This is a genomic window from Companilactobacillus versmoldensis DSM 14857 = KCTC 3814, from assembly GCF_001434295.1.
GTDB lineage: Bacteria > Bacillota > Bacilli > Lactobacillales > Lactobacillaceae > Companilactobacillus > Companilactobacillus versmoldensis.
This window is the reverse complement of the sequence record NZ_AZFA01000014.1, coordinates 13,708-36,412: the sequence shown is the minus strand read 5'-3', so window position 1 is coordinate 36,412 and position 22,705 is coordinate 13,708. Positions and strand designations below refer to the sequence as shown.

The following is a 22,705-nucleotide window of genomic DNA, read 5'->3' as shown; positions in this document are numbered from 1 at the left end:
GGGGATTTAGATTTTCCCCTCCCACTTGTTAAGAATGCTTTCACATTCCTGTAAACTGTGAAAAAGTTAAGACTAGTCTTTAACTTCGAAGCCCATACTTCTTGCAGTACCAGCAACCATACGCATTGCAGCTTCAACACTAGCAGCGTTTAGGTCTTTCATCTTGGTTTCAGCAATTTCGCGAACTTGATCTGATGTAACTGTGGCAACCTTGTTTGTGTTAGGTTCGCCAGAGCCACTATCAACACCGGCAGCTTTCTTCAAAAGAACAGCAGCAGGTGGTGTCTTAGTAACGAAATCGAATGAACGATCTTCATAAACTGAGATAACAACAGGAATGATCATTCCTTGTTGATCCTGTGTACGTGCATTAAAATCTTTTGTAAATGCAACGATATTGATACCAGCTTGACCTAAAGCTGGACCAACTGGTGGAGCTGGAGTAGCTTGACCAGCAGGTATTTGTAATTTAACGATATTTGCAACTTTTTTAGCCACGAAAAATTACCTCCTCTTCCGTGATGTGGTCTTGATGAGGATAAAAATTTCCTCTCCCACAGTATGCGAAACATACTTGGATAGTGTAGCATGATGAAATAACTATATCAATAGAGAATTATTGTTTGTCGACATCATCAAAGTTAACTTCGGCGTTAGTCATCCGGCCAAACATGTCAACTTCAACTTTAAGTTTCATGTGTTCACCATCAACTTCAGTGACCTTACCGCTCATTTGAGCAAAGGCACCATCGACGATTGTTACTGTTTCACCGACTTCGAAGTCAGTGTCATGTTGCCGGGCTGAAACACCCATGTCATGTAAAATATTATCAATTTCTTCAGGCAATAATGGTGCTGGTTTTGATCCAGAACCGTGGCTCCCAACAAATCCAGTAACACCTGGAGTATTACGAACGATAAACCAAGATTCATCAGACATGACCATCTCGACTAATACATAGCCAGGGAATGTCTTTTCCATTTCTTTCTTTTCTTTACCGTTCTTCATCTTTGTTTCTTCTTCTTCAGGTACGACAGCACGGAAGATGTAATCTTCCATACCCATTGATTGTGCACGAGATTCTAGATTTTCTTTAACTTTATTTTCATATCCAGAATAAGTGTGTAAAACGTACCATTGTTTTTCGCCAGCTTCAGCCATAATTTCCTCCAAAAAAATATCAAAATAAAAAACCTCGAACAATGTTCGAGATTTTTTTCAGCAATTAAATAATATCAGATTTAACAGTTAGTATCAATTATTTACCCATGAAAACATGTTGTAAGATCTCAACTAGTGCCCAATCAACTACAGCAAAGAAGACAGCATACATTAGAGATGTCATGATAACAGTCCAAGTATCTCTTCTGTTTTCTTTCCATGTTGGCCATACGACCAACTTCATTTCCTTTTTAACGCTGCCAAAAAATCTAAATAGTCTCATTTGATCCTCCAAAATTAACGTGTTTCTTTATGTAATGTATGTTTGCCACAGTGTTTACAGAATTTCTTAACCTCTAAACGTTCTGTTCGGTTAGGATTCTCTGTGATCGTATAATTTCTTGATCCGCAAACGCTACATGCGAGAGCAACTTTTCTTAGTCCCATAATGTTCACCACAATCTTCCGTAAAAGTACGGTTTATGTCCTAAACATTGTACCGTTTTAGTATAAAAAAGTCCACGACAAAATATCTTAATTATACTTTACTCAATTTTTTTCGGAGCTTTGCTTTGCAACGACTGGAAGCTCTCATCAGCTGTTGCTCGTCACATCCATGGATCTGATAAACTTCTTCATCAGTCAAATCACCCAAGATAATTCGAAAGGCAGCTAATTCTAGATCACTCAAATCTTCAATCAGAATTTCAAAATGAGTGACTAAATCGACCACACTAGGAGCCGGTCGCTTGAAAAAATCTAAGACTGAATCACCACTGGCTACCAAGTCCTCATATGAACAAGCACCATTATTAGCCTGTCGTTTAACAGCTCGTTGAGCTCTGATCAAAGAAATGATGTGATTGTTGAACCTCATCTTAAAGAAGTTAGCAAAACGCGAACCATGACTCCCGTCAAAACGTTGACAAGTCTCATAACAGACAATATAAGATTCTTGATACCAATCGTTGCGATCATATCCGTTCAACCAATACATTTTAAACATTCGATCTACCATTGGCTGATATTTTCTGACCAATTGTTGCAGTGCATCAGAATCGTTGTAGTCTCTAACTCGTGTAATCAGATCGTGCTCTATTCTAATGTTCATTGCTAAAATGTACGGTGCGTATTTTCTGTAAAAATACAATATCATGGACTCAAACCAGATTTAAACCGAACGTTTGTTTACAAAAAAACAGTTATCGCTAACGGATAACTGTTAATTTTTTTATATAAATTATTCATTTCTCGAAGCATAAGCTTGGTAAAGCAAAACTCCGGTAGCGACACTAGCATTCAAACTTTGAACGTGTCCGACCATGGGAATACTCAAAGTTTCATCAACTTGTTTTTGAACTAGTGGTGAAACTCCCTTACCTTCGTTACCAATAACTAAAGCAATCGCACCTTTGGCGTTCCATTGACGATAGTTATGACCTTCCATTGCGGTACCAAAGACCCATACGTTTTTCTTCTTCAAATCCTTGATCATGTTGACCAAATTAGTCACACGAACGACCGGGATATGCTCGATTGCACCAGTTGAAGTCTTAGCAACTGTCGAAGTCAATCCAGTTGAACGATGCTTAGGAATAATGATGCCATCAACTCCGACCGCATCAGCTGTCCGCATGATTGAACCTAGATTATGGGGATCTTCGATCTTGTCTAAGATCAAGATAAATGGATCCGTCCCCTTCTTTTCAGCATTCTCAAAAATAGCATCCATTTCAGCATACTGATATGGAGCAATATAAGCCGCCATACCTTGATGGGTCCCATTATTAGTAATGGTATCCAATTTATTTTTGGGAACTTCCTGGACAATGAGACGATCACGTTTAGCAAGTTTGATGACTTCACCAATGTGCTCACTCTTCAAATCCTTTTGAACTAAAACTTTATTCACTCGTTGGTTGGCAGTTGGTGATTTCAATAATTCAACGACTGCATGAGTTCCAAAGACTAATTCAGTTTCCTCCGAATTATTCTGCATCTGTTGCACCTGCCTCTACTTTTTCAATACAAAAATCAATTATTTCTTGAAGCCGTTTCTTATCATCGGTGATGTCTAAGTATCCAATCAAGGCTTCAAAACCGGTCGACATATGGTATGTCACCACACTAGTATTTTTAGCTTTAGTATTTTTCTTGGCATTACGGCCATTTTTGTAGATTCGTTCTTCATCCTCAGTCAAAAAGTTTTCCTCGACCATCAGATTGATCAAAGCTGCTTGCGCCTTAGCAGAAACAAAATGTTTCGCCAGCCGTTGCAACTCATTGACCTTAGTCGTACCGCCAGCTAAAAGATGCTCACGAATGAATACTTCGTAAACAGCATCCCCTAAATATGCTAGTGTAACGCCATTTAATTGTTCTATTTTAACCATCTATGTGCCACCGTGTTCCTTGCGGCGTATCTTCAAGAATAACGCCCATTTCTTTTAATTTGTCACGTAATTTATCACTTGTTGCGAAATCTTTATCTGCTCTGGCTTGATCACGTTGATCAACTAGCTGCTGAATATCGTCTGACAATTTTCCTTGTTGGTCGAACTTGACACCTAATATTCCCGCTAAGTCAGCTAAAGTGTCTAAGATCTTTTGAGTATCGTCTGAATTGATCGTATCTTTTGAACTGTAATTATTAGCTAGATTAACTAGTTCAAAGATCGAAGTCAAAGCATTTTGAACGTTGAAATCATCGTTCATTGCTTCTTTATAATCGGAAACGATCTTATCAACTGCTGGAGCAATTGAGTCGTCACTCTTAGCTGAAGCATCGTTAAGTCGGAATTGTAGATTGCTGTAAGCAGTTTTGATCCGTTCGAGATTATCGCTAGCTTTTTGTAAATTAGCTTGGGAATATTCCAACGGACGACGATAGTGGGTTGATGATAAGAAGAAACGGATCACTTGTGGATCTGTTGTCTTGACTAGATCATGCACAGTCACAAAGTTACCGAGCGACTTACTCATCTTCTCATTATTTTCCACTGTCACAAATCCATTATGCATCCAATAATTGACGAACTTCTCACCAGTTTCTGCTTCTGATTGAGCGATCTCGTTTTCATGATGTGGGAATTCAAGGTCTTGGCCACCACCGTGAATATCAAAGTTATTACCTAAATACTTGGTCGACATGACTGAGCACTCGATGTGCCAGCCTGGACGGCCTTCTCCCCAAGGTGAATCCCATTTGATCTCACCTGGCTTAGCCTTTTTCCAAAGGGCAAAGTCGATTGGGTCTTGTTTCTTATCAAATTCGGCTTCACCTATATGTTCACTAGCACCTTCGACTAATTGATCAATATCCATCCCAGACAATTTGCCATAATTATCAAACCTACGAGCTCGATAAAAGACATCCCCATCAGATTCATAAGCATAACCTTTATCGATCAATACTTTAATGAAATCAATGATCTCGGGGATATTGTCAGTGGCTCGAGGATTGATCGTCGCTTTTTGGACGTTCAATTTGGCAACGTCTTCATAAAAAGCTTTAATAAATTTATCAGCTACTTCGGGTACAGTAATGTTTTCACGAGCAGCTTCTTTGATCATCTTGTTATCAACGTCAGTAAAATTAGAAACAAATTTTACTTGGTAGCCCAAATACTCTAAATAACGTCTGATAGTATCAAAAGCCACGATCGAACGACCATTACCAATATGGATATAGTTATAGACAGTTGGGCCACAGACATACATGTTGACTTGATCAGGATGAATCGGTTTAAATTCTTCTTTTTCACGCGTATATGTATTAAATATTTTTAGCATCTATCTCACCTATATAAAAAAGAGGTTGAGGCAAAACTACGTTTTCCTGCAACCTCTTTTTGTACCCCAAGGTACTCTATTTCATTTCATTTAATGTCTTATCAATATTCTTCAAAGCTTGGTCACGGCCAAACAACTCGATTGTTTCAGCAATAGCTGGACCGTGCATTGTCCGTGTTGTAGCGATTCTAGCTGGCATATAAAGTTTTCTACCTTTGACGCCAGTATCAGCACGAACTCCTTGAATAGCATTCATGATCTGTGTAGCTGAGAATCGGTCGAGTTTTTCAAGCTTACCACGAAGGTCTTCAATAGCAGTTCTTGCATCGTCATCTTTAAGTTCAGCTTGTTCGTCATCAGTTAATACTTCTGGTTGAGTAAAGAAGATATCAGCCAACTTAACGATTTGAGCTGTATAACTCATTTGAGGCATATACAATTCAGTCAAATGTCTGACCCATTGGATCTCGCTTGTGCTTGGGTTCTTTTCAACCTTATCAGCAGCAATCAAGTTTTCTAAGACTAAGTCAGTGATCTCACTCACATCAGCATTTTTAACGTATTGGTTATTGACCCATTCCAATTTCTTTTGGTCAAATTTAGCAGGTGATTTGCTCAAACGATGTTCATCAAAAATCTTGATAAATTGTTTACGAGTGTATAACTCATCTTCACCGACTGGTGACCAACCTAGTAAGGTAATAAAGTTGAACATAGCCTCTGGTAAATAGCCTAATTCACGATATTGTTCGATGAATTGTAAGACTGATTCATCACGCTTACTCAATTTCTTACCAGTTTCAGTATTGATGATCAATGTCATATGACCGAACTTAGGAGCTTCCCAGCCAAGTGCATCGTAAATCATCATTTGTTTAGGAGTGTTGGCAACGTGATCATCACCACGTAAAACATGACTAATCTTCATCAAGTGGTCATCAACAACAACTGCAAAGTTATATGTTGGCATACCATCACGTTTTTGGATGACCCAGTCGCCACCTAGTGTATTAGATTCAATCGAAACTTCACCTTTAACGATGTCGTCCCACTTGTAATCTTTGTCAACAGGTACATGGACACGAACAACTGGTGTAATGCCAGCGTCTTTAGCGGCTTGGATCTTTTGAGCTTTTTCATCTTCGCTCATTCCAGCAAATTCATATTCGTAATGAGGCATTTCACCACGAGCTTCTTGATCTTCACGCATCTTAGCTAATTCATCTTCACTTAAATATGAATAGTAAGCTTCGCCTTTATCTAACATCTCTTGGATGTATTTTTGATAAATCTCTTTACGTTCTGATTGACGATAAGGACCATAGTCTCCACCGATATCAGGACCTTCATCCCAGTCAACACCTAACCATTTAAGGTTTTCAAGTTGGCTTTGTTCACCACCAGCAACATTTCTCTTTGTATCAGTATCTTCGATACGGATCACAAAAGTACCTTTATGACTACGTGCGAAAAGATAGTTAAAAATTGCGGTTCTTGCATTTCCGATATGTAAATGTCCTGTTGGACTAGGTGCATATCTCACTCGAATATCATTATTTGCCTTGTTTGCCACTTTTACGTTCTCCCCTTTTATTTCTTGTATTACTTGGCTTATTGTCTGAAGATTTCTTCGGACCCTTGCCTTGGATACCATTCAATGAATGTTTTGGCTTCGCGAAGATCATTTTACCAGCATCAGTCTGTAAAGCACTAGTAACGATGACTTCCAGTGACTTATTGATGAAGTACATACCTTCTTCAACAACCACCATCGTACCATCTTCAAGGTATGCAACACCTTGTTCACGTTCAGTACCTTCCTTTATAACTTTAACAGTCATTGTTTCTCCTGGCAAAACCATCGGTTTCAAAACTTTCGCCAATTCATTGATATTTAGCACTTTGACATTTTGAAACTCACTAACCTTATTTAAATTATAATCATTTGTCAAAACAGCACCACCAATCTCTTTGGCTAGTTTCAACAATTTATTGTCAACTTCTGGAATATTATCATAGTCACGAGTCGTTGTCTCGTATTTAATGGTCTTGTCCATTTTCAGTTCATTTAAAATATCCAACCCACGACGACCACGCTCACGTTTCTGGTTATCGCTCGAATCAGAGATCAATTGCAATTCATGAACAACGAAGTCCGGGATCATCAACTTACCTTCCAAAAAACCAGTCTGGGCAAGTTGATGAATCCGTCCGTCAATAATAACTGAAGTATCTAAAATCTTATACGGATAAAAATCTTTATCATAGGAGCGCTCGATGATCTCACCATCGGCATCCAATTTTTCATTATTTTTACCATGTTTTGATGAAGCAAAACTTTTCCAATCATTTCGTCTAGTCGTCCCAACACGAAATCCAATAAAACCAAAGATGATCATTAAGATCAACGGGATAATGGTATTGAAAGTCAAACTAGACATCATATAGAACGGGACTGAAACGATGTTTGCCAAGACTAATCCACCAATCAAGAATAATGAACCATAAAAGATCCACCCTGGTGAACGAGAACTTAAATTCCGTTCGATTCGTGTATTTAAATTATTAATAGGTTCGACGAAAGGAAATGAGAAAAAATAAAAAATAAGGCCGCCAGTAAGTCCGTCGACATACCCATTATTAACTAAACGCACATCCGCTAAACCAGTATTGCGCCACAAAGTTGGCAAGATAGTCACACCAACGGCAATACCGACTAGCGCAAAAATAATATTAACAATCGCTTTGCGCATAGATAACCTCCTATTTTAAAAAATTTTGTTCATAGCATCGGACACCGTGCTAACACCGATCACTTGGATCTTTTGTTTCTTGGCCCAATCACCAAGATTGTTTTTCGGCACAAAGATCCGTTTGAAACCAAGTTTCTCAGCTTCATTGACTCGTTGATCGATCCGATTGACTCGCCTGACCTCACCAGTCAGGCCAACTTCACCGACAAAACAATCAGTCGCTGAGATACCCAAGTTTTTATAACTCGAAGCAATCGACATCGCTAAAGCCAGATCAATGGCTGGTTCGTCCAACTTAACGCCACCAGTTGCCTTTAAATAGGCATCTTGATTCTGGAGCATCAAATTTCCTCGTTTTTCTAAAACCGCCATGATGACTGACACACGATTATGATCCAAGCCAGTCGCAGTTCGTTTGGCATTCCCAAAGATAGTCGGCGTGATCAACGACTGGATCTCCACCAAGATTGGGCGAGTTCCTTCCATTGAAACAACGACAGCTGAACCATTAGTATCTTTGAGACGTTCCTCCAAGAAAATCTCTGAAGGATTATCGACTTCAACCAAACCCTTCGTTCGCATCTCAAAAATGCCAATCTCATTAGTCGAACCAAAACGATTTTTGACTGACCGGAGGATCCGATAACTATGATGGGTGTCCCCCTCAAAATATAGCACTGTATCAACCATATGTTCCAGTATCTTTGGACCAGCAATGGCACCGCCTTTAGTCACATGTCCGACCACAAAAATCGTGATGTTTTGTTGTTTAGCGATATTCATCAATTCAGCTGTGACCTCACGGATCTGGGAAACACTCCCGACCGCAGAAGAAATCTCTGGTTCGTCCATCGTTTGCACCGAGTCGATCACTAAGTAGTCAGGCTTCAATTCGTCAATTGTCTGCCGAATATAACTCATATCAGTTTGTGGATAAACCAACAAATTTTTACCATTGATGCCTAACCGATCAGCTCTCATTTTGATCTGAGAAGCACTTTCTTCACCTGACACGTATAAAACTTTACCGTCAAATTTTTGAAGTTGTCCGGAAACTTGTAACAGTAAGGTAGACTTTCCAATTCCCGGATCACCACCTATCAAAATTAGTGATCCTGGCACTATCCCGCCACCTAAAACTCGATTAAGTTCCGATAGATCTGTTTTTACTCGCGGTTCTTTTTCAAAAGCCACGTTATCCAGTTGGACCGGCTTAGTCTCTAAATCACTCGTTCTTCTACTTGGCGTAGCAGCACTGGATTCGACATGGTTGATCTCCTCGACCATCTGATTCCAAGAACCACAATTAGGACAGCGTCCTAAATATTTTGGTGAAACGTAGCCACAATTTTGGCATACAAATTTACTTTTGGATTTTGCCAATCAAATAAACTCCTCTACTTTACTCCTGACGAACCAAAACCACCTTGGCGTTCTTTGAGACCACCTTGGTCGTCATCCGTCGTTAGATATTTAATAAAAATCCCTTGGGCCAAACGATCGCCCTTTTTGATATGAAAATCCTTGGGGAAGAAATTAACCAACTGAATGAACAATTCTCCTTCATTGCCACTATTATTATAGTAATCTGCATCGACCACCCCAATACCATTGGGGATCGACAGACCACGTTTGAGCGGATTGCTAGAACGACTTGAGATGATCAAGACTTCATCTGACTGCATGTAAGCTTTGACACCCGTTGGTACCAAAACAGGTTTGAGAGATTTTTGAAATTCTGAAACTTTTGCGTCATCCATTTTACCCTTATTTAAAAGAAATTTGATAACATTTAATACTCCAAATTTCCACATTGATGGCACGACAAAATCTTCGGCGCTCTCGATGTCATATCCAGCAGCATTCTTCGTCTGTCTGACTGGTAAATTGATACCTTGATCGCGATATTTTTCAACAATTTCAAATCCACGTAGTTTTGACAAAATTTAGTCTCCTTTTTAGTCCTCATTACTTAAAATAATATCATTTTAACCAGTGTTATACACTGACTTTCAGCAGTTATTAAGGTAAGATTAAGATAAATATATTGATATTAGGAGGCTATCTATGGAAATAAGACACGCAGACGGTCGTTTCTATTTAATTGAAGATGATACACATAAAGAAATTGGTGAGATCGTTTATTCAACTGTTGAAGATAACGTTATCTCAATCGACCACACACGGGTCGATCATATTTACCAAGGACACGGTTTAGCAGGTAAATTGCTGAATGCGTTACTTGATTATGCCGATCTGAAGGATTTAAAGATCGTTCCTGTCTGTGAATATGCCAAAACAGCTTTTAAGAAACGTCCTGAGATCAGATTCTTGTTAGCCGACAATTATCAAGAATTACTCAAGAAATTGGACAAGGAGGAAGAATAGTGAATCAAGATGAATTGAAAAAGGCAGTCGGTGAAAGATCCGTTGACTTCATTAAAAGTGATTCAATCGTTGGGCTAGGTACTGGTTCAACTGTTTATTACATGATCGAGGAATTAGGTCGTCGCTATCAAGCTGGTGAAATCAAAAATATCGTTGGAGTCTCGACTTCATCACGCTCACAAAACCAAGCTGAAAAATTGGGCATCCCGATGAAGGATCTCAATGAAGTCGACCATATCGACTTGACGATCGATGGTGCTGACCAGATAGATAAGAACTTCCAAGGAATCAAAGGCGGAGGCGCTGCTCATTTGCTTGAAAAAATGGTCGCAACTAATTCACACAAAAACCTTTGGATCGTCGATCAATCGAAAATGGCAGATCAATTAGGCAGCTTCCCCTTACCAATCGAAGTTATTCCTTTTGGTTGTCAAAAGACTTTTGAGATCTTGGAAAAAGAAAATCTTAAGCCTGAATTCAGACTGGATGACAACGGTGATCGTGTCTTGACTCACAATAAAAATTACATCATCGATCTAAAAAATGGTGTGATCGAACATCCACATATTTTAGCCGACTGGCTCGATCATCAAGTCGGTATTGTTGCACATGGACTATTTCTTGATATAGTAAATACTGTGATTGTTGGTTATGATGACGGTCCTAAAGTCATCGACAACATAAGATAGACCAATAAATAAGGGAGAAATGCAAATATATGACAAAAGAAATCACATCTAAAGAATTAACTGATTTTCAAAAATCACTTGATGCCACACCTGGTTCAGCAGCTATTAAAAATGCTGTCGCCAATAATGGTATCTATAAATCAAGTGAGACCCTAGCTTCAAAAATTGCGATGGATCCCACATTCTCTGTTGAGATCGATACTGGTTCAGTTTCTGATCAAAAACAATCAGGTCTTTGCTGGGCCTTTGCAGCCTTGAACACGATGAGACATCCTATTCAAAACAACTTCAAGATCAAAGGTTTTGAATTATCCGAAGCCTACATGCTTTTCTGGGATAAATTAGAAAAATCTAACTACTTCTATGAAAATGTTATCAACACTGCTGCCCTACCTATCGGTGACAGAAAAGTTGATTTCTTAATGGCTACTCCTCAACAAGACGGTGGCCAATGGGATATGGTCATGGCTTTAGTTGCTAAATACGGTGTCGTTCCTAAGGCCGTTATGCCTGATACAGCTAGCCGGACTAACTCACGTGAATTAAACTCAGTCCTTAATACTAAATTACGTAAAAATGCTGTTACTCTTCGTAAATTAGTTAATGATGGCGAATCAGAGAATGACATTCAACGTCAAAAAGACGAAATGCTCAGTGAGATCTACAAGATCTTAGTTTACTCAGTTGGTGAGCCACCTGAAAAATTCGACTGGGCTTATCGCGACGATGATAAGAAATATCACAAAGAAGTTGGCATCACTCCACAAGACTTTTTCAAGAAGTATGTTGGTTGGGATTTAGACAACTATATCTCAACTATCAATGCCCCTACTGATGACAAACCATATAACCACGTTTATACCGTTGAGTTATTAGGTAACGTTGTTGGTGGACGTCAAGTTAGACATCTTAACCTTGAACTCAAAGATTTCAAGAAACTAGCTGTTGAACAATTACAATCAGGTGAAACTGTTTGGTTCGGTAGCGATGTTGTTAAGAGTTCTGACCGTAAACTCGGTATCATGGATACTAAGATCTACGATCTGAACAGCCTCTTCAACACTGATTTTTCAATGACAAAGGCTGAACGCCTTGATTACGTTGAAAGTATGATGGATCATGCGATGGTCATCACAGGTGTTGAACTTGATGAAAACGGCGATCCAACAAAATGGAAAGTCGAAAATTCTTGGGGTGAAAAAGTTGGCCAAAAAGGTTACTTCGTTATGAGTGACGATTGGTTCAACGAATATGTTTATCAACTAGTTATCAACAAGAACTTGTTGAGTGACCAATTGAAAACAACCTTCGATAAAGAAACAAAGGATCCAAAAGTTCTTGCACCATGGGATCCAATGGGTGATTTAGCTTAAATTTAAATATGTATAACAAAATAGCGAGCCAATTCTAAGTGAATTGGCTCGCTATTTTTATATTTTTTAAACATCTTGTTTAATTGGACGAATCAAAATTTCATTAACGTCCATATTATCTGGTGCATCAATGGCATAGACAATGGCGCTGGCAATATTGTCAGCTGTCAAACCAATCGAATTTTCACCGTTGATCTCATCTTGACAATTCTTTGGATCATTGATCGAATTGTATAGCTCAGTTGCGACTGCTCCGGGAGAAACGATCGATGTCCGAATATTTTTATCATGTTCCTCTTGTCGTAACCCTTCCATGATCGCCCTAACAGCAAATTTAGAGCCATTGTAGACTACATGATCAGGCACGACCACATGTCCGGCAACAGAATCAGTTGCTAAAATATGACCTGATTGTTTTTTTTCCATGATAGGCAAAACAGCGGCGATACCGTTTAAAACGCCCATGACATTGACGTCGAGAATTTGTTTCCATTCATCTCGAGCCAACTTGTTCAAAGCATTGACTGGCATAACACCAGCGTTATTGTACAAAACATCGATCCTTGAGAAATTGTCCATGGCCGTTTTTACAAGTGCTTTAACTTGATCATAGTCGGTCACATCAACTTTTTGAGGAATTATTTCTTCGTCGGGGAATTCATCCTTTAATTCATTCAATCGATCTAACCTGCGTGCCCCGATGACTAACTTAGCATGTTTTTTAGCTAAAGCTCTGACTGTTGCGGCACCGATTCCACTTGATGCACCTGTAATAATGATTACCTTATCTTTAACACTCATTGATTCTTCCTCCTTCGAAGATTGTGTTGGCTGGGATTGAGTCATGTACGACCTCACCGACACGAATCACAGAATTTTCTCCGATCGTGACATTCGGTAAGATCATAGCTTGACTGCCGATTTTGACATTTTGATTGATTTTGATTGATTTTGATTGGTCCCTGACGCTCACAACTAAAGTCATTGGTAAGAAATGTAACACCTGACCCAATCCAAACTCCATCGGCAATTTTGATCTGATAAATATCTGACAACATGGTATTGCTACCAATATTGACATTCTTACCAATCAAAATATTATGACCATAATCTGAATAAAATGGCAGCTTAATCTCAACTGAACTGTCGAGTCTTTGTCCGGTGATCTCAGAAATCAATTGCAATATTTCCAAACGATTATGTCGCTGATCATTAAAATGTTGTATCAATCGCTGATTTTGTTCCATTAATCGTTGGTCGACTTTACTGATCAATTTCATTGCTCCCTCTCGACTTGATGAACCCAGTATAAATACATTTGTCAGCAATGTTAAATACTTATATGATATAAGCAACAATAGCTTTTAACTATGGAAGAAGTGATTAGATGGAATTACGTGTTTTGCGATATTTTCTCGCTGTGGCTCAGGAAAAAAATATCACTCGAGCTGCAAAGCAATTGTTGGTCTCGCAACCGACACTCTCAAATCAATTAGCTGATTTAGAAAATGAGTTGGGAGCAAAACTCTTCATTAGAGGTCATCGACAGATCACCTNTCAAGTTGACACCTCAAGGTGAGTATTTGCAATCGCGTGCCTCAGAAATCGTCAGTCTGGCAGATCGGACGAGCGCAAATATCCAGTCGGACCAAGTGATCAGTGGTGATTTGACCATCGGTGCGGGCGAAAGTATCGGTATGAATCGCCTCATGGAAATACTCGGAGGTATCATCCAGGACTATCCACAAGTTAAGCTCCACCTTTGCAGTGGTGACGCTAATGATACTGAAAAAAAGCTTGCCCGAGGCGTGCTTGATTTTGCGGTCTTGATGGGTGACCGTCCTTTGGATAACTACCATTATTTGCAGCTTCCTGAAACTGACCAATGGGGTTTGATCTTGAAAAAGGAAGATCCATTAAGTCAAAAAGAATTTATTCTACCAGAAGATTTACTGGGACATCCCCTGATTTTGTCCGAACAAGCTTTGCAAGTTCATCGATTCCAAAAATGGTGGGGAAATCTAGGCCCACAGATGAATATAATCGGCTCGACTGACTTGATTTTTAATGCCAGTTTATTGGTCGCTCAAAGTAACGCTTATTTATTATCATTTAATCATTTGATCGATACGCGCGATAGTCAGTTGACATTTCGACCATTGAAGCCGTCTTTGAGCGACCCTATTACTGTTATCTGGAAGAAAAATATTCAACAATCACAAATTGCTAAATTATTTTTGGAACGATTACAGGCTTCCCTTTCAAAATAAAAACCAGTCATATGTGACAATTTGTATTAAAAAAACTATCATTAGAAATGACCAAATAATTAGGAATATTTCGTCAGCAAAATAAGTACGGCAAGGATATAATAAGATGTATAATTCAAGGCTTTTGCTTGAAGATTCATCTCGTTTATCTCAAATCAGAATATGGGGGATTTTTATGCGAAATAATCAATTTGCAATCAAACCAACAGAATTCGCCGATCAACTGAAAGAATTGACCGACATTAAATTTTTAGACGCTGGGAACCAAACCACCACTGAGCCCATCAAACTGTGGAAAAGTTTCCTCCAAAAAAGTTTTTTAACCGCCCAAACTAACGCTACCTTTCAGCAAAAAGCTGCTGCCTTGATGGCGACTGAGAAAATGGATCTGGCGCAATATTTGAATGAGCGTCAGGTTGTTAGTCTACAGGCTTTTTATAATGTGGCTTTACAGCTCTTAGATTTTCAACCTGACTTAGATTTTGAGTTAGCAGACCCGTTGACTGCTTTGAAGAAGATCCAATTAAAAATCGTTGATCATCAAAACGAGGACTTATCAACAGATGAATTAAAATCAGCTTGGTACTGGCTTTTAGCTACTCATAATAAAGATGGCCAAACTTTTATCGATCAGTTAGCAGCCAATGGCTATTTCGTCAGTTTCTATCACGACTCGAATGTTAAAAAGCCACTATTATTTAATGGAAAAACTTTACCAGTTTTTGATCCCCATCAATTGATCCGTGAAGTGGTCTATGTCGAATCTCCACAAGATACTGACCATGATGGTAAGTTAGATCTTTTAAAGGCAGAGATCTTACGGCCCAAAGAATCCGGAAAAGACTTCACCGTTCCAGTTCTTTATACAGCTAGTCCTTATAATCAAGGGACTAATGATGAAACTGGCGATAAGTTGATGCACGATGTCAACGTACCTCTGACCCACAAAGAACCAGATGAAAAAACTTATCAAGATATCGCTTACCATGAACCTGTGGATAAAAATTTACCAAAACCACGTCAAGTCAAAAAGACGACTACCAAAACTGAGGAAACTTTTGCTCGCGAACAATCTTATACCTTAAATGACTATTTCTTAGCTCGTGGTTTCGCAGTGGTCTATGCAGCTGGAATCGGCACAAAAGACTCCGATGGCGTGAGAACCACTGGTGATCCTGAAGAAACTATTTCCACGATTGCAATTATTGAATGGTTAGCTGGCATTCGTCGAGCTTTCACTAATAAGACTGATAACATTGCTATCACGGCCGATTGGTCGAACAAATCTATCGCTATGACTGGTCGTTCCTACTTAGGAACTCTAGCTACTGCCGCAGCCACAACTGGTGTCGAAGGTTTGAAAACCGTCATCAGTGAGGCTGCTATTTCTAGTTGGTATGACTATTATCGTGATAATGGTTTAGTTATCGCTCCTGGAGGTTTCCCTGGTGAAGATGCTGATGTTTTAGCAGAAGAGACTTTCTCTCGTCGCTTGCAAGCAGGAGATTTCCACAAGATCAAACCTACTTGGGACAAAAAATTGGCTGAGATTACTCAAGATCAAGACCGTCAAACTGGTAATTATAATCAGTTCTGGGATGCCCGTAACTACCGTAAGAACCTAAAAAATATCAAGGCAGATCTATTATTGGTCCATGGTTTGAACGACTGGAACGTCAAGCCTAGAAACGTTGCAAAACTTTGGCAAGGTGTTGGCAATGACCAAGTAAACAAGAAGATTATCTTGCACCAAGGTCAACACATTTATATCAATGCCTTTCGTTCAATCGACTTCACTGATATTGCCAATTTATGGTTGACCCATGAATTGCTCGGTGTCGACAATGGTGCACAAGAATTACTTCCTAACGTCATCGTTCAAGACAACGTTAAAGCTGAGACCTGGAATTCTTACGACAACTGGGTTGACCCTGCTGCCCCTACAGAAAAATTTTATTTTTCAGAAAATTTACTATCTCAAGATCAACTGGCAAATCCGAATACGCTTACTTTTTCTGATAAATTACCGGAAAATATTTTCCAAAACTATTGTAAAAATATAGATAAGTGGCAAAATGATTTGGTTACAGAAAAATCGAAGACGATGTCTAATCATCGTCTGATCTTTAAATCTGAACGGTTAGAAAATGACTTATTACTAGATGGGATGCCCCAAGTCAATCTAAGGGTTACTAGCGACTGCAACTTTGGTCTGTTGAGCTTTCAATTGATCGACTATGGTGAACAAAAGCGTCTGCGTGTTTCACCAAGTATTTTGAAAGCTAAGGGACTGGCTGAAACTTTTGATTGGCGTGAAGACGATTTGCGAGAATTTCAGCAGAACAGCCGAAGTTCTGAATACAAGATGATCACTAAGGGACATATTAATTTACAAAACCGCACAAACAGCTATAGTGTGGATGAACTCATTGCTGGCAGATTTTACGAACTGTCAGTCGAGCTCCAACCAACGTTCTATCGACTTTTGGCTGGACATCAACTAGGGTTGATCATTTATGCGACTGATTTTGGAATGACTATCCGGGGAAATCAAGACGTTAAATACAGTCTTGATACTCAACAATCATCTTTGATCGTGCCTATGCATCAAGTTTAATAATAAGTAAATTGCTACATTTATGATTAAAAATTAAATAGTTGAAGCGTGTTTTTGAAATGTTATAATCGCTCTTGAACTGTTCGATTTGGAGAGTATATTTATGGATAAAAAAGATTTGACAATGCTCAAGAAAAATCCGCATGCAAAAATGTCCATGGCTGGTTTTTTGATTGCATTAGGTATTGTTTACGGGGATATTGGTACCTCACCTTTATATGTTATGCACTCTTTGATGGTCGGAAATGGTGGACTCAGTCACATGTCCACCAATTTCATCCTTGGTAGTGTTTCGTTGATCTTTTGGACTTTGACGATCGTTACTACGACCAAATATGTTTTGATTGCTCTAAGAGCAGATAACCGTGGTGAAGGTGGAATCTTTGCCCTTTACACTTTGGTTAGAAAACGTGCTAAGTGGCTGATCATCCCAGCGATGATCGGGGGAGCTACTTTCTTAGCCGATGGAATGATGACCCCAGCTGTTACTGTTACGGCAGCGATTGAAGGTCTGAAAGGTATTGCAATCAACAATACTGTCTTTATCAGGACCCAAACGCAGGTCATCATCATCACCATCATAATTTTATCGACCCTATTCTTCGTTCAAAGATTTGGAACACAGTTGATTGGTCGAGCTTTTGGCCCAATTATGACCGTTTGGTTCGCCTTTTTAGGCTTACTAGGACTTTACAATTTGTCGTTCGATTGGTCCGTCTTAAGAGCTTTGAACCCTTATTACGCTATCGAATTACTGAGAAGTCCCCACAACCTACGAGGGATTTTCATTTTAGGTAGCATTTTCCTAGCTACGACTGGTGCTGAAGCCCTTTATTCAGATATGGGTCACGTCGGTCGTCCGAATATTTATACTAGTTGGCCTTTTGTAAAAATTTGTTTGCTGCTTAGCTATTTAGGCCAGGCGGTATGGATCTTACGTGTCCGCGGCAATGCAGCTGCATTCAATTTGCCCGCCGGATTTAATCCCTTCTATGAATCGATGCCTCCGAAGCTTCGGCTCTTTGGGATCTTCTTAGCTGCTTTAGCCGCTATCATCGCATCGCAAGCTTTGATTTCTGGTTCTTATACCTTAGTTTCTGAAGCTACTAAATTACGTATCTTCCCAAGATTAAAGACTTACTATCCAACGAATTTCAAGGGTCAATTATACATTCCGACCGTTAATTCGATCATCTGGATCATTTGTATTTTCCTAGTCATCTTCTTCCAAAATTCAGAGAACATGTCTAATGCCTATGGTCTGGAAATCACCATCACTATGCTGATGACAACTATTTTGCTACATCAGTGGATGTTGATGAAACGGATCAATCGTTTCTTTACGACCGTTATAATTGGTTTCTTCTTCATTATTGAAAGTATTTTCTTAATTACAAACAGTAGTAAATTCGTCCAAGGTGCTTATATCACTATGATCATTGCCGCTGTCTTGATTGCCATTATGTTCATTTGGAGATATGGTGACCGCTTGATGGATGACAATACTTTCAGAAGTCACTTTGCTTCACTATTGGCCTTCAAGCACCAATTGAATGACTTGAGAAAAGATCCAAGTTATCCACTGACAACAACTAATTTAGTTTATTTGACTAAAGTTCACGACGGCTATCGGATCAAGAAGAATATCCTTTATTCGATCCTTGATAAGCGTCCAAAACGAGCGGAAGTCTACTGGTTCGTAACAGTCAACGTTACCGACGAACCATACACAGCTGCCTACAGTGCTGAGACCTTCGATACTGACTACATGGTCAGTGTCCAACTTTACTTAGGATTCAGAGTCGACCAAAAGGTTAACGTCTACTTACGTCAAATTGTTAACGACTTGATGTCCAATGGTGAGATCAAAACTCAGCCACAAAAGTACACAACCATCCCCGACCGCCAAGTCGGCGATTTCTCCTTTGTCTTGATCAAAGAGGTCCTTTCGCCTGACACCCGGATCAGTGGGATCAAAAAAGGTATCATTCACTTGCGTTTAGTCCTACAAAAATTCATCTCACCTGCTAACTGGTTTGGATTATCATATAGCGATGTAGTTGAAGAGCGTGTTCCATTGGTACTCGGTAAAGTATCGATGAATCGAATCAGATTGGTCAGAAAAGACCGTTCTGCTCTCAAAGATATTCCAATTGACAACCCAGTCGACGATGATGACGATGAAGAATAAGCAAACAAAAGAGGCTATCAACTCAGTTCTGAGTTGATAGCCTCTTTTTTCGAATGATTTTCGTTCTAATCGATCATGATCACAGTTGCACTAATTATGCCTGTCATATATAAAGAACCATCAGAAAAGCTCTCATTTGATTCTATGACCTATTTGGAGACCCGATTGGTTTTGACCAATTTAAAACCTTGGCCATATTGATAGATCAAAGGTTCGCCATTAGCCACTTCGACACCGTCGATATCCTCATCGCTAATATCTTCCAAATATTTGATCATCGCTCTAATGGTACTGCCATGGGCAACGACCAATTGATCTTTCCCATCTAACAATTCAGGGACGATATGATCAACGTAATAAGGAATGATTCGTTGATAAACTGCCGCTAGACTCTCAGAATAAGGCATTGCTCTAGGGTCGACGAATCTATATGGCCCACTTCTAGGATCTGGTTCTGAGAGACGAGGTGGATAAGCATAAAAACTTCGACGCCAAATTTGAACTTGCTCAGCACCAAATTCGCGTCTAGTGGCATCCTTATTTTGCCCCCGCAGAGCTCCGTAATGTCTTTCGTTCAATTGCCAAGCTTTAGTGATCGGCAAATAATTCAGATTAAGATCATCTTGGATGATATATGCTGATGAGATGGCACGTTTAAGGACTGAGGTCCAAACGTGCTTGATATCAACATGAGCCGCTGACAGCTTCTCTGAAGTCTGATGTGTCTGAGCAATACCCTTTTGGGTCAAGCTAACATCATTCCAACCTGTGTAACGATTTTCGGCATTAGCAATGCTTTCACCATGTCTTACTAAAATTAGTTTTACCATTAAAATAATTCCTACTTTGCGAATAGATTGACGTTAACAATATTAACACTAAATTATTCACAATTTAAATCATTCCCTATTTCAAGTCAACTCCGTAATATTGTTCAGCCGCTTCAAGAGCCTTACCGCCGTAAACGATAGCTGGGCCACCGTTCATCATGATAGCAATATTTACTGTCTCAACGACATCATCGATGGTGGCACCTGATTCCTTGGCTGATGCTAAATGGCTGGTGATGCACCCTTCACAACGTGTAGAAATGGCAATTGCCAAAGACATCAATTCCTTAGTCTTTTTTGATAGTGAGCCATCTGCCATTGCATCAGTATGAAGCTTGAAATAATCTGCTCCAACACCTTTAGTTTGCTTTTGTAAACGGGCTGTATTTTCCTTTGCATGCTTTAAAAATTCTTTGTAATCAGTCATTATAGACTCTCCCTTTAATAAATTAGCGGTTCTTTCAATCCCCGTGTACATTCGGCCTGAAGTGTGACGTGAGAAACATTGAACTGCTCTTTTAAAATTTTTTCAATTTGTGCATAAATACTTTCCAATTCAGACATGTTGCAATTCTTGTTGACATTGATGTGGGCATCGAAAATGATGTAATTCTCATCAATCATCCAATCATGGATATGATGGATATTGACCACGTCAGGAACAGTCAAAACGGCCTTTCTAACTGCATTTAAATCAATATCAGGACTAGCCTCCATCAAGATATTAACTGTCTCTTTGAGGACGACAAAGGCCTCTTTGAGCAACCAAAGAGCAATTAAGATAGTAATCAAAGGATCGACCCAATACCATTGGAACAAAGTAACAAAAATCGAGGCAACAAAGACGCCTACGGACGATAAGGTATCAGAGAGCATATGTAAGAACGTGGCTTTGATATTAAGGTTATCTTTCGAGCCTGACCACAAAGCTGCCATAGAAATGAAATTGGCTATCAATCCAATCAAAGCGACGATCATCATCAATCCACCGTTGATATGTTGTGTTTGTTGAAATCGTCTGATTGCTTCGAAGATCATCAAGAAAGTGATCATGATCAAAATACTCGAGTTTACAAAAGCCGCTAAGATCTCAGCTCGTTTGTATCCAAAAGTTTTCTGGGCATCGTTATGTCGGCGACCAATCACGTTAGCAATATACGAGATCATGATCGACAAAGAATCTTCTAAGTTATGGACTGCATCAGACAATAATCCTAAACTGCCAGAAATAATTCCTCCGACAAATTCTGCGACAGTAATGATGACATTCAAAATAGTAACAGCTAAAAATCTTTTTCCGGTAACATTTGTGTGTTCCATACAAATTGCTCCTCTCTACCTGTGTCTATCATAACAAAAGAAGTTCAAAAAAATTTCAAAAAAAAACAGGCTGAAAAAAATCTCAGCCTGCTGGTCTATGGAAAATTTTAATTTACTATCTTGAAGTCGTAGGTCTTGCCACTACTTTAATTGGATGGGCGATATCAATCGATTCAGAGAATTGATTAGTGATATAGTTCATCATACCATCACGTGCTTCTTTTTTAGAAGTGTTATGGCAAATGCGCTTCTTAGCAATGCGCTGGCCTTTCTTATCCAAAAAATTACATGTGACTTCATAGTCGCCATGATTACCAAAAAACAACATCTTCGTTACCCCCTCTTAAAATGATTAAAAACACCCCTGATGTTTCAACCAGATATTTATACCACTTTTAAAAATTACGTTCAATACTTTTTATCTGTTTTCGAGAAAAAAAAACAGTCAACTTTTAGTTAATTATTTTGAACAAAGAAATATGATAATATGGTACTTAAATGAGTTATCATTATTAGGTATACATATCTGATGGGAGAGTAATATGGACAATCAAAAGCCAAATATGACACGAGGGCAATACCGTAAGGAACACAAGCCTTTCTATAAAAAGGCTCCGTTCATCATCATACTTGTGGTCATCCTCATAGCTATTATAGCGGGAATCATTTATTGGAGCGTGGGGAACGCTCATAAAAATAATGCTGACAACGATAATGATCGTGTTGAAAATGTTCAATCTAACAAGAACCAAAACTCCAGCAAGAAGAATTCTAAATCTGCTGACAGTAAATCAGTTAAAAAAGGCGATCAACCTAGCAAGAAAGACAAGAAATCTGACAGAAAAAAACAAGATAAGAAATCTGATAAGACTTTCAATAATCCTGGTTCTTACAAAAATCTTGATTACAAGACTGATGATTTTGAATTTAAGATGTCAAACGACGTCAAATTGGTCAAGGACTCCAACGGCGATCCTGCTTTACTGATCAAGTATACTTATACCAATAAGACCAACAAAGCTCAGATTGCACAAAAGGTCCAAACAAAGAACATGGTCCTCAAACAAGGTGACAAAGTATTAACACCAACAGGTGGCGATGGTGATTACTCTAGTCAAGTAAGTAGTACCAATATGAACGAGGTCAAGCCCAATACTTCATTCGATGGTGCACTGTTGGTCAAAGTCAATGATGCCAACTCTGATGTTAATATGTACTTCATGAATATCAAAACTAATAAATTCCTAGATACGATGCAACCATTCAAATTATCATAAAATCATTCAGATAAACTAAAAGGCTCGGCGAAAAAATTCGTCG

At 39.0% G+C, this 22,705-nt stretch carries 26 protein-coding genes and 1 pseudogene; 8 read left to right on the top strand and 19 right to left on the bottom strand.

Features of this window, described 5'->3' with window-relative positions; all coding sequences use genetic code 11:
- Nucleotides 1–72: 72 nt before the first annotated feature.
- From rplK to FC27_RS07910, 12 genes are all read right to left on the bottom strand, one after another.
- Nucleotides 73–498 (bottom strand): 50S ribosomal protein L11, encoded by a 426-nt coding sequence (gene rplK / locus FC27_RS07960; protein WP_010624853.1) that lies wholly within the window; start codon nucleotides 496–498, stop codon nucleotides 73–75.
- Nucleotides 499–616: 118 nt separating this feature from the next.
- A complete protein-coding gene (gene nusG / locus FC27_RS07955) occupies nucleotides 617–1,162 on the bottom strand; it encodes a transcription termination/antitermination protein NusG (RefSeq protein ID WP_010624854.1) in 546 nt (181 codons plus the stop codon).
- Between the two features lie 97 nt (nucleotides 1,163–1,259).
- A complete protein-coding gene (gene secE / locus FC27_RS07950; RefSeq protein WP_010624855.1) occupies nucleotides 1,260–1,445 on the bottom strand; it encodes a preprotein translocase subunit SecE in 186 nt (61 codons plus the stop codon).
- Nucleotides 1,446–1,459: 14 nt separating this feature from the next.
- Nucleotides 1,460–1,609 carry a 50S ribosomal protein L33 gene (gene rpmG, locus FC27_RS11630; RefSeq protein ID WP_010624856.1) on the bottom strand — a complete coding sequence of 50 codons (150 nt, stop codon included), beginning with the start codon at nucleotides 1,607–1,609 and terminating at the stop codon, nucleotides 1,460–1,462.
- A 91-nt stretch (nucleotides 1,610–1,700) separates the two neighbouring features.
- Nucleotides 1,701–2,312 (bottom strand): RNA polymerase sigma factor, encoded by a 612-nt coding sequence (locus tag FC27_RS07945; protein WP_076613334.1) that lies wholly within the window; start codon nucleotides 2,310–2,312, stop codon nucleotides 1,701–1,703.
- A gap of 90 nt (nucleotides 2,313–2,402) precedes the next feature.
- Complete coding sequence (rlmB, locus tag FC27_RS07940) at nucleotides 2,403–3,161, bottom strand: 23S rRNA (guanosine(2251)-2'-O)-methyltransferase RlmB (protein WP_010624858.1); 759 nt, start codon at nucleotides 3,159–3,161, stop codon at nucleotides 2,403–2,405.
- Nucleotides 3,151–3,555 carry a Mini-ribonuclease 3 gene (locus FC27_RS07935; protein WP_010624859.1) on the bottom strand — a complete coding sequence of 135 codons (405 nt, stop codon included), beginning with the start codon at nucleotides 3,553–3,555 and terminating at the stop codon, nucleotides 3,151–3,153. The genes rlmB and FC27_RS07935 overlap by 11 nt, the downstream gene beginning before the upstream one ends.
- A complete protein-coding gene (cysS, locus tag FC27_RS07930) occupies nucleotides 3,548–4,954 on the bottom strand; it encodes a cysteine--tRNA ligase (RefSeq protein WP_010624860.1) in 1,407 nt (468 codons plus the stop codon). The genes FC27_RS07935 and cysS overlap by 8 nt, the downstream gene beginning before the upstream one ends.
- Before the next feature lie 76 nt (nucleotides 4,955–5,030).
- On the bottom strand, nucleotides 5,031–6,527 hold the full coding sequence (gltX, locus tag FC27_RS07925) for a glutamate--tRNA ligase (protein ID WP_010624861.1): 1,497 nt from the start codon (nucleotides 6,525–6,527) through the stop codon (nucleotides 5,031–5,033).
- Nucleotides 6,508–7,707 (bottom strand): PIN/TRAM domain-containing protein, encoded by a 1,200-nt coding sequence (locus FC27_RS07920; protein WP_010624862.1) that lies wholly within the window; start codon nucleotides 7,705–7,707, stop codon nucleotides 6,508–6,510. Before FC27_RS07920 ends, gltX begins: the two co-directional genes overlap by 20 nt.
- 15 nt (nucleotides 7,708–7,722) lie before the next feature.
- Nucleotides 7,723–9,090, bottom strand: a complete 1,368-nt coding sequence (gene radA, locus FC27_RS07915) for a DNA repair protein RadA (protein ID WP_010624863.1) — start codon at nucleotides 9,088–9,090, stop codon at nucleotides 7,723–7,725.
- 14 nt (nucleotides 9,091–9,104) lie between these two features.
- Nucleotides 9,105–9,650 carry a dCTP deaminase/dUTPase family protein gene (locus tag FC27_RS07910; RefSeq protein WP_010624864.1) on the bottom strand — a complete coding sequence of 182 codons (546 nt, stop codon included), beginning with the start codon at nucleotides 9,648–9,650 and terminating at the stop codon, nucleotides 9,105–9,107.
- A 124-nt stretch (nucleotides 9,651–9,774) separates the two neighbouring features.
- On the opposite strand from FC27_RS07910, the gene FC27_RS07905 reads away from it, so the two are divergent.
- Genes FC27_RS07905 through FC27_RS07895 form a run of 3 tightly spaced genes read left to right on the top strand, consistent with a single transcriptional unit; the run spans nucleotide 9,775 to nucleotide 12,157 of the window.
- Nucleotides 9,775–10,095 carry a GNAT family N-acetyltransferase gene (locus FC27_RS07905; RefSeq protein WP_010624865.1) on the top strand — a complete coding sequence of 107 codons (321 nt, stop codon included), beginning with the start codon at nucleotides 9,775–9,777 and terminating at the stop codon, nucleotides 10,093–10,095.
- Nucleotides 10,095–10,784, top strand: a complete 690-nt coding sequence (gene rpiA / locus FC27_RS07900) for a ribose-5-phosphate isomerase RpiA (RefSeq protein ID WP_010624866.1) — start codon at nucleotides 10,095–10,097, stop codon at nucleotides 10,782–10,784. Before FC27_RS07905 ends, rpiA begins: the two co-directional genes overlap by 1 nt.
- A gap of 29 nt (nucleotides 10,785–10,813) precedes the next feature.
- The gene (locus FC27_RS07895; protein WP_010624867.1) at nucleotides 10,814–12,157 is read left to right on the top strand and encodes a C1 family peptidase; all 1,344 of its coding nucleotides are present in this window, start codon (nucleotides 10,814–10,816) and stop codon (nucleotides 12,155–12,157) included.
- A 66-nt stretch (nucleotides 12,158–12,223) separates the two neighbouring features.
- On the opposite strand, the gene FC27_RS07890 is transcribed toward FC27_RS07895, so the two are convergent.
- Genes FC27_RS07890 through FC27_RS12035 form a run of 3 tightly spaced genes read right to left on the bottom strand, consistent with a single transcriptional unit; the run spans nucleotide 12,224 to nucleotide 13,437 of the window.
- Nucleotides 12,224–12,958 (bottom strand): SDR family oxidoreductase, encoded by a 735-nt coding sequence (locus FC27_RS07890; protein WP_056938095.1) that lies wholly within the window; start codon nucleotides 12,956–12,958, stop codon nucleotides 12,224–12,226.
- On the bottom strand, nucleotides 12,948–13,064 hold the full coding sequence (locus FC27_RS12240) for a hypothetical protein (RefSeq protein ID WP_369336279.1): 117 nt from the start codon (nucleotides 13,062–13,064) through the stop codon (nucleotides 12,948–12,950). The genes FC27_RS07890 and FC27_RS12240 overlap by 11 nt, the downstream gene beginning before the upstream one ends.
- Nucleotides 13,012–13,437, bottom strand: coding sequence for an LbetaH domain-containing protein (locus FC27_RS12035; RefSeq protein WP_010624869.1), 426 nt, complete (start codon nucleotides 13,435–13,437; stop codon nucleotides 13,012–13,014). Before FC27_RS12035 ends, FC27_RS12240 begins: the two co-directional genes overlap by 53 nt.
- A gap of 107 nt (nucleotides 13,438–13,544) precedes the next feature.
- On the opposite strand from FC27_RS12035, the pseudogene FC27_RS12030 reads away from it, so the two are divergent.
- The 4 genes and pseudogenes from FC27_RS12030 to FC27_RS07870 form a co-directional block, all read left to right on the top strand.
- A pseudogene (locus FC27_RS12030) lies at nucleotides 13,545–13,713 on the top strand (LysR family transcriptional regulator); the annotation flags it as partial.
- 141 nt (nucleotides 13,714–13,854) lie between these two features.
- A complete protein-coding gene (locus tag FC27_RS07880; protein ID WP_338025915.1) occupies nucleotides 13,855–14,427 on the top strand; it encodes a LysR family transcriptional regulator substrate-binding protein in 573 nt (190 codons plus the stop codon).
- 175 nt (nucleotides 14,428–14,602) lie between these two features.
- Nucleotides 14,603–17,044 (top strand): Xaa-Pro dipeptidyl-peptidase, encoded by a 2,442-nt coding sequence (locus tag FC27_RS07875; RefSeq protein ID WP_010624870.1) that lies wholly within the window; start codon nucleotides 14,603–14,605, stop codon nucleotides 17,042–17,044.
- A gap of 103 nt (nucleotides 17,045–17,147) precedes the next feature.
- Entirely contained in the window at nucleotides 17,148–19,235 is a 2,088-nt protein-coding gene (locus FC27_RS07870) for a KUP/HAK/KT family potassium transporter (protein ID WP_010624871.1), read from the top strand.
- Nucleotides 19,236–19,384: 149 nt separating this feature from the next.
- Here FC27_RS07870 and FC27_RS07865 read toward each other — a convergent pair whose 3' ends face one another.
- The 4 genes from FC27_RS07865 to FC27_RS07850 form a co-directional block, all read right to left on the bottom strand.
- Nucleotides 19,385–20,065 carry a 2,3-bisphosphoglycerate-dependent phosphoglycerate mutase gene (locus FC27_RS07865; protein WP_010624872.1) on the bottom strand — a complete coding sequence of 227 codons (681 nt, stop codon included), beginning with the start codon at nucleotides 20,063–20,065 and terminating at the stop codon, nucleotides 19,385–19,387.
- A gap of 76 nt (nucleotides 20,066–20,141) precedes the next feature.
- Complete coding sequence (locus FC27_RS07860) at nucleotides 20,142–20,492, bottom strand: carboxymuconolactone decarboxylase family protein (RefSeq protein ID WP_010624873.1); 351 nt, start codon at nucleotides 20,490–20,492, stop codon at nucleotides 20,142–20,144.
- A 14-nt stretch (nucleotides 20,493–20,506) separates the two neighbouring features.
- Complete coding sequence (locus FC27_RS07855; protein ID WP_010624874.1) at nucleotides 20,507–21,385, bottom strand: cation diffusion facilitator family transporter; 879 nt, start codon at nucleotides 21,383–21,385, stop codon at nucleotides 20,507–20,509.
- 115 nt (nucleotides 21,386–21,500) lie between these two features.
- Nucleotides 21,501–21,713: a hypothetical protein gene (locus FC27_RS07850; RefSeq protein WP_010624875.1), complete on the bottom strand. Its 213-nt coding sequence runs from the start codon at nucleotides 21,711–21,713 to the stop codon at nucleotides 21,501–21,503.
- Between the two features lie 214 nt (nucleotides 21,714–21,927).
- Between FC27_RS07850 and FC27_RS07845 the strand changes: the two genes are divergently transcribed.
- Entirely contained in the window at nucleotides 21,928–22,662 is a 735-nt protein-coding gene (locus FC27_RS07845) for a DUF5067 domain-containing protein (RefSeq protein ID WP_010624876.1), read from the top strand.
- Nucleotides 22,663–22,705: the final 43 nt, after the last annotated feature.

Excerpts from the sequence above, each read along its gene's own strand:
- nusG (WP_010624854.1), bottom strand. The coding sequence starts at position 1,162 with ATGGCTGAAGCTGGCGAAAAACAATGGTACGTTTTACACACTTATTCT.
- secE (WP_010624855.1), bottom strand. The coding sequence starts at position 1,445 with ATGAGACTATTTAGATTTTTTGGCAGCGTTAAAAAGGAAATGAAGTTG.
- rpmG (WP_010624856.1), bottom strand. The coding sequence starts at position 1,609 with ATGGGACTAAGAAAAGTTGCTCTCGCATGTAGCGTTTGCGGATCAAGA.
- rlmB (WP_010624858.1), bottom strand. The coding sequence starts at position 3,161 with ATGCAGAATAATTCGGAGGAAACTGAATTAGTCTTTGGAACTCATGCA.
- FC27_RS07935 (WP_010624859.1), bottom strand. The coding sequence starts at position 3,555 with ATGGTTAAAATAGAACAATTAAATGGCGTTACACTAGCATATTTAGGG.
- cysS (WP_010624860.1), bottom strand. The coding sequence starts at position 4,954 with ATGCTAAAAATATTTAATACATATACGCGTGAAAAAGAAGAATTTAAA.
- FC27_RS07920 (WP_010624862.1), bottom strand. The coding sequence starts at position 7,707 with ATGCGCAAAGCGATTGTTAATATTATTTTTGCGCTAGTCGGTATTGCC.
- FC27_RS07905 (WP_010624865.1), top strand. The coding sequence starts at position 9,775 with ATGGAAATAAGACACGCAGACGGTCGTTTCTATTTAATTGAAGATGAT.
- FC27_RS07895 (WP_010624867.1), top strand. The coding sequence starts at position 10,814 with ATGACAAAAGAAATCACATCTAAAGAATTAACTGATTTTCAAAAATCA.
- FC27_RS07890 (WP_056938095.1), bottom strand. The coding sequence starts at position 12,958 with ATGAGTGTTAAAGATAAGGTAATCATTATTACAGGTGCATCAAGTGGA.
- FC27_RS12240 (WP_369336279.1), bottom strand. The coding sequence starts at position 13,064 with ATGATCTTACCGAATGTCACGATCGGAGAAAATTCTGTGATTCGTGTC.
- FC27_RS12035 (WP_010624869.1), bottom strand. The coding sequence starts at position 13,437 with ATGAAATTGATCAGTAAAGTCGACCAACGATTAATGGAACAAAATCAG.
- FC27_RS07880 (WP_338025915.1), top strand. The coding sequence starts at position 13,855 with ATGAATCGCCTCATGGAAATACTCGGAGGTATCATCCAGGACTATCCA.
- FC27_RS07875 (WP_010624870.1), top strand. The coding sequence starts at position 14,603 with ATGCGAAATAATCAATTTGCAATCAAACCAACAGAATTCGCCGATCAA.
- FC27_RS07870 (WP_010624871.1), top strand. The coding sequence starts at position 17,148 with ATGGATAAAAAAGATTTGACAATGCTCAAGAAAAATCCGCATGCAAAA.
- FC27_RS07865 (WP_010624872.1), bottom strand. The coding sequence starts at position 20,065 with ATGGTAAAACTAATTTTAGTAAGACATGGTGAAAGCATTGCTAATGCC.
- FC27_RS07860 (WP_010624873.1), bottom strand. The coding sequence starts at position 20,492 with ATGACTGATTACAAAGAATTTTTAAAGCATGCAAAGGAAAATACAGCC.
- FC27_RS07855 (WP_010624874.1), bottom strand. The coding sequence starts at position 21,385 with ATGGAACACACAAATGTTACCGGAAAAAGATTTTTAGCTGTTACTATT.
- FC27_RS07850 (WP_010624875.1), bottom strand. The coding sequence starts at position 21,713 with ATGTTGTTTTTTGGTAATCATGGCGACTATGAAGTCACATGTAATTTT.
- FC27_RS07845 (WP_010624876.1), top strand. The coding sequence starts at position 21,928 with ATGGACAATCAAAAGCCAAATATGACACGAGGGCAATACCGTAAGGAA.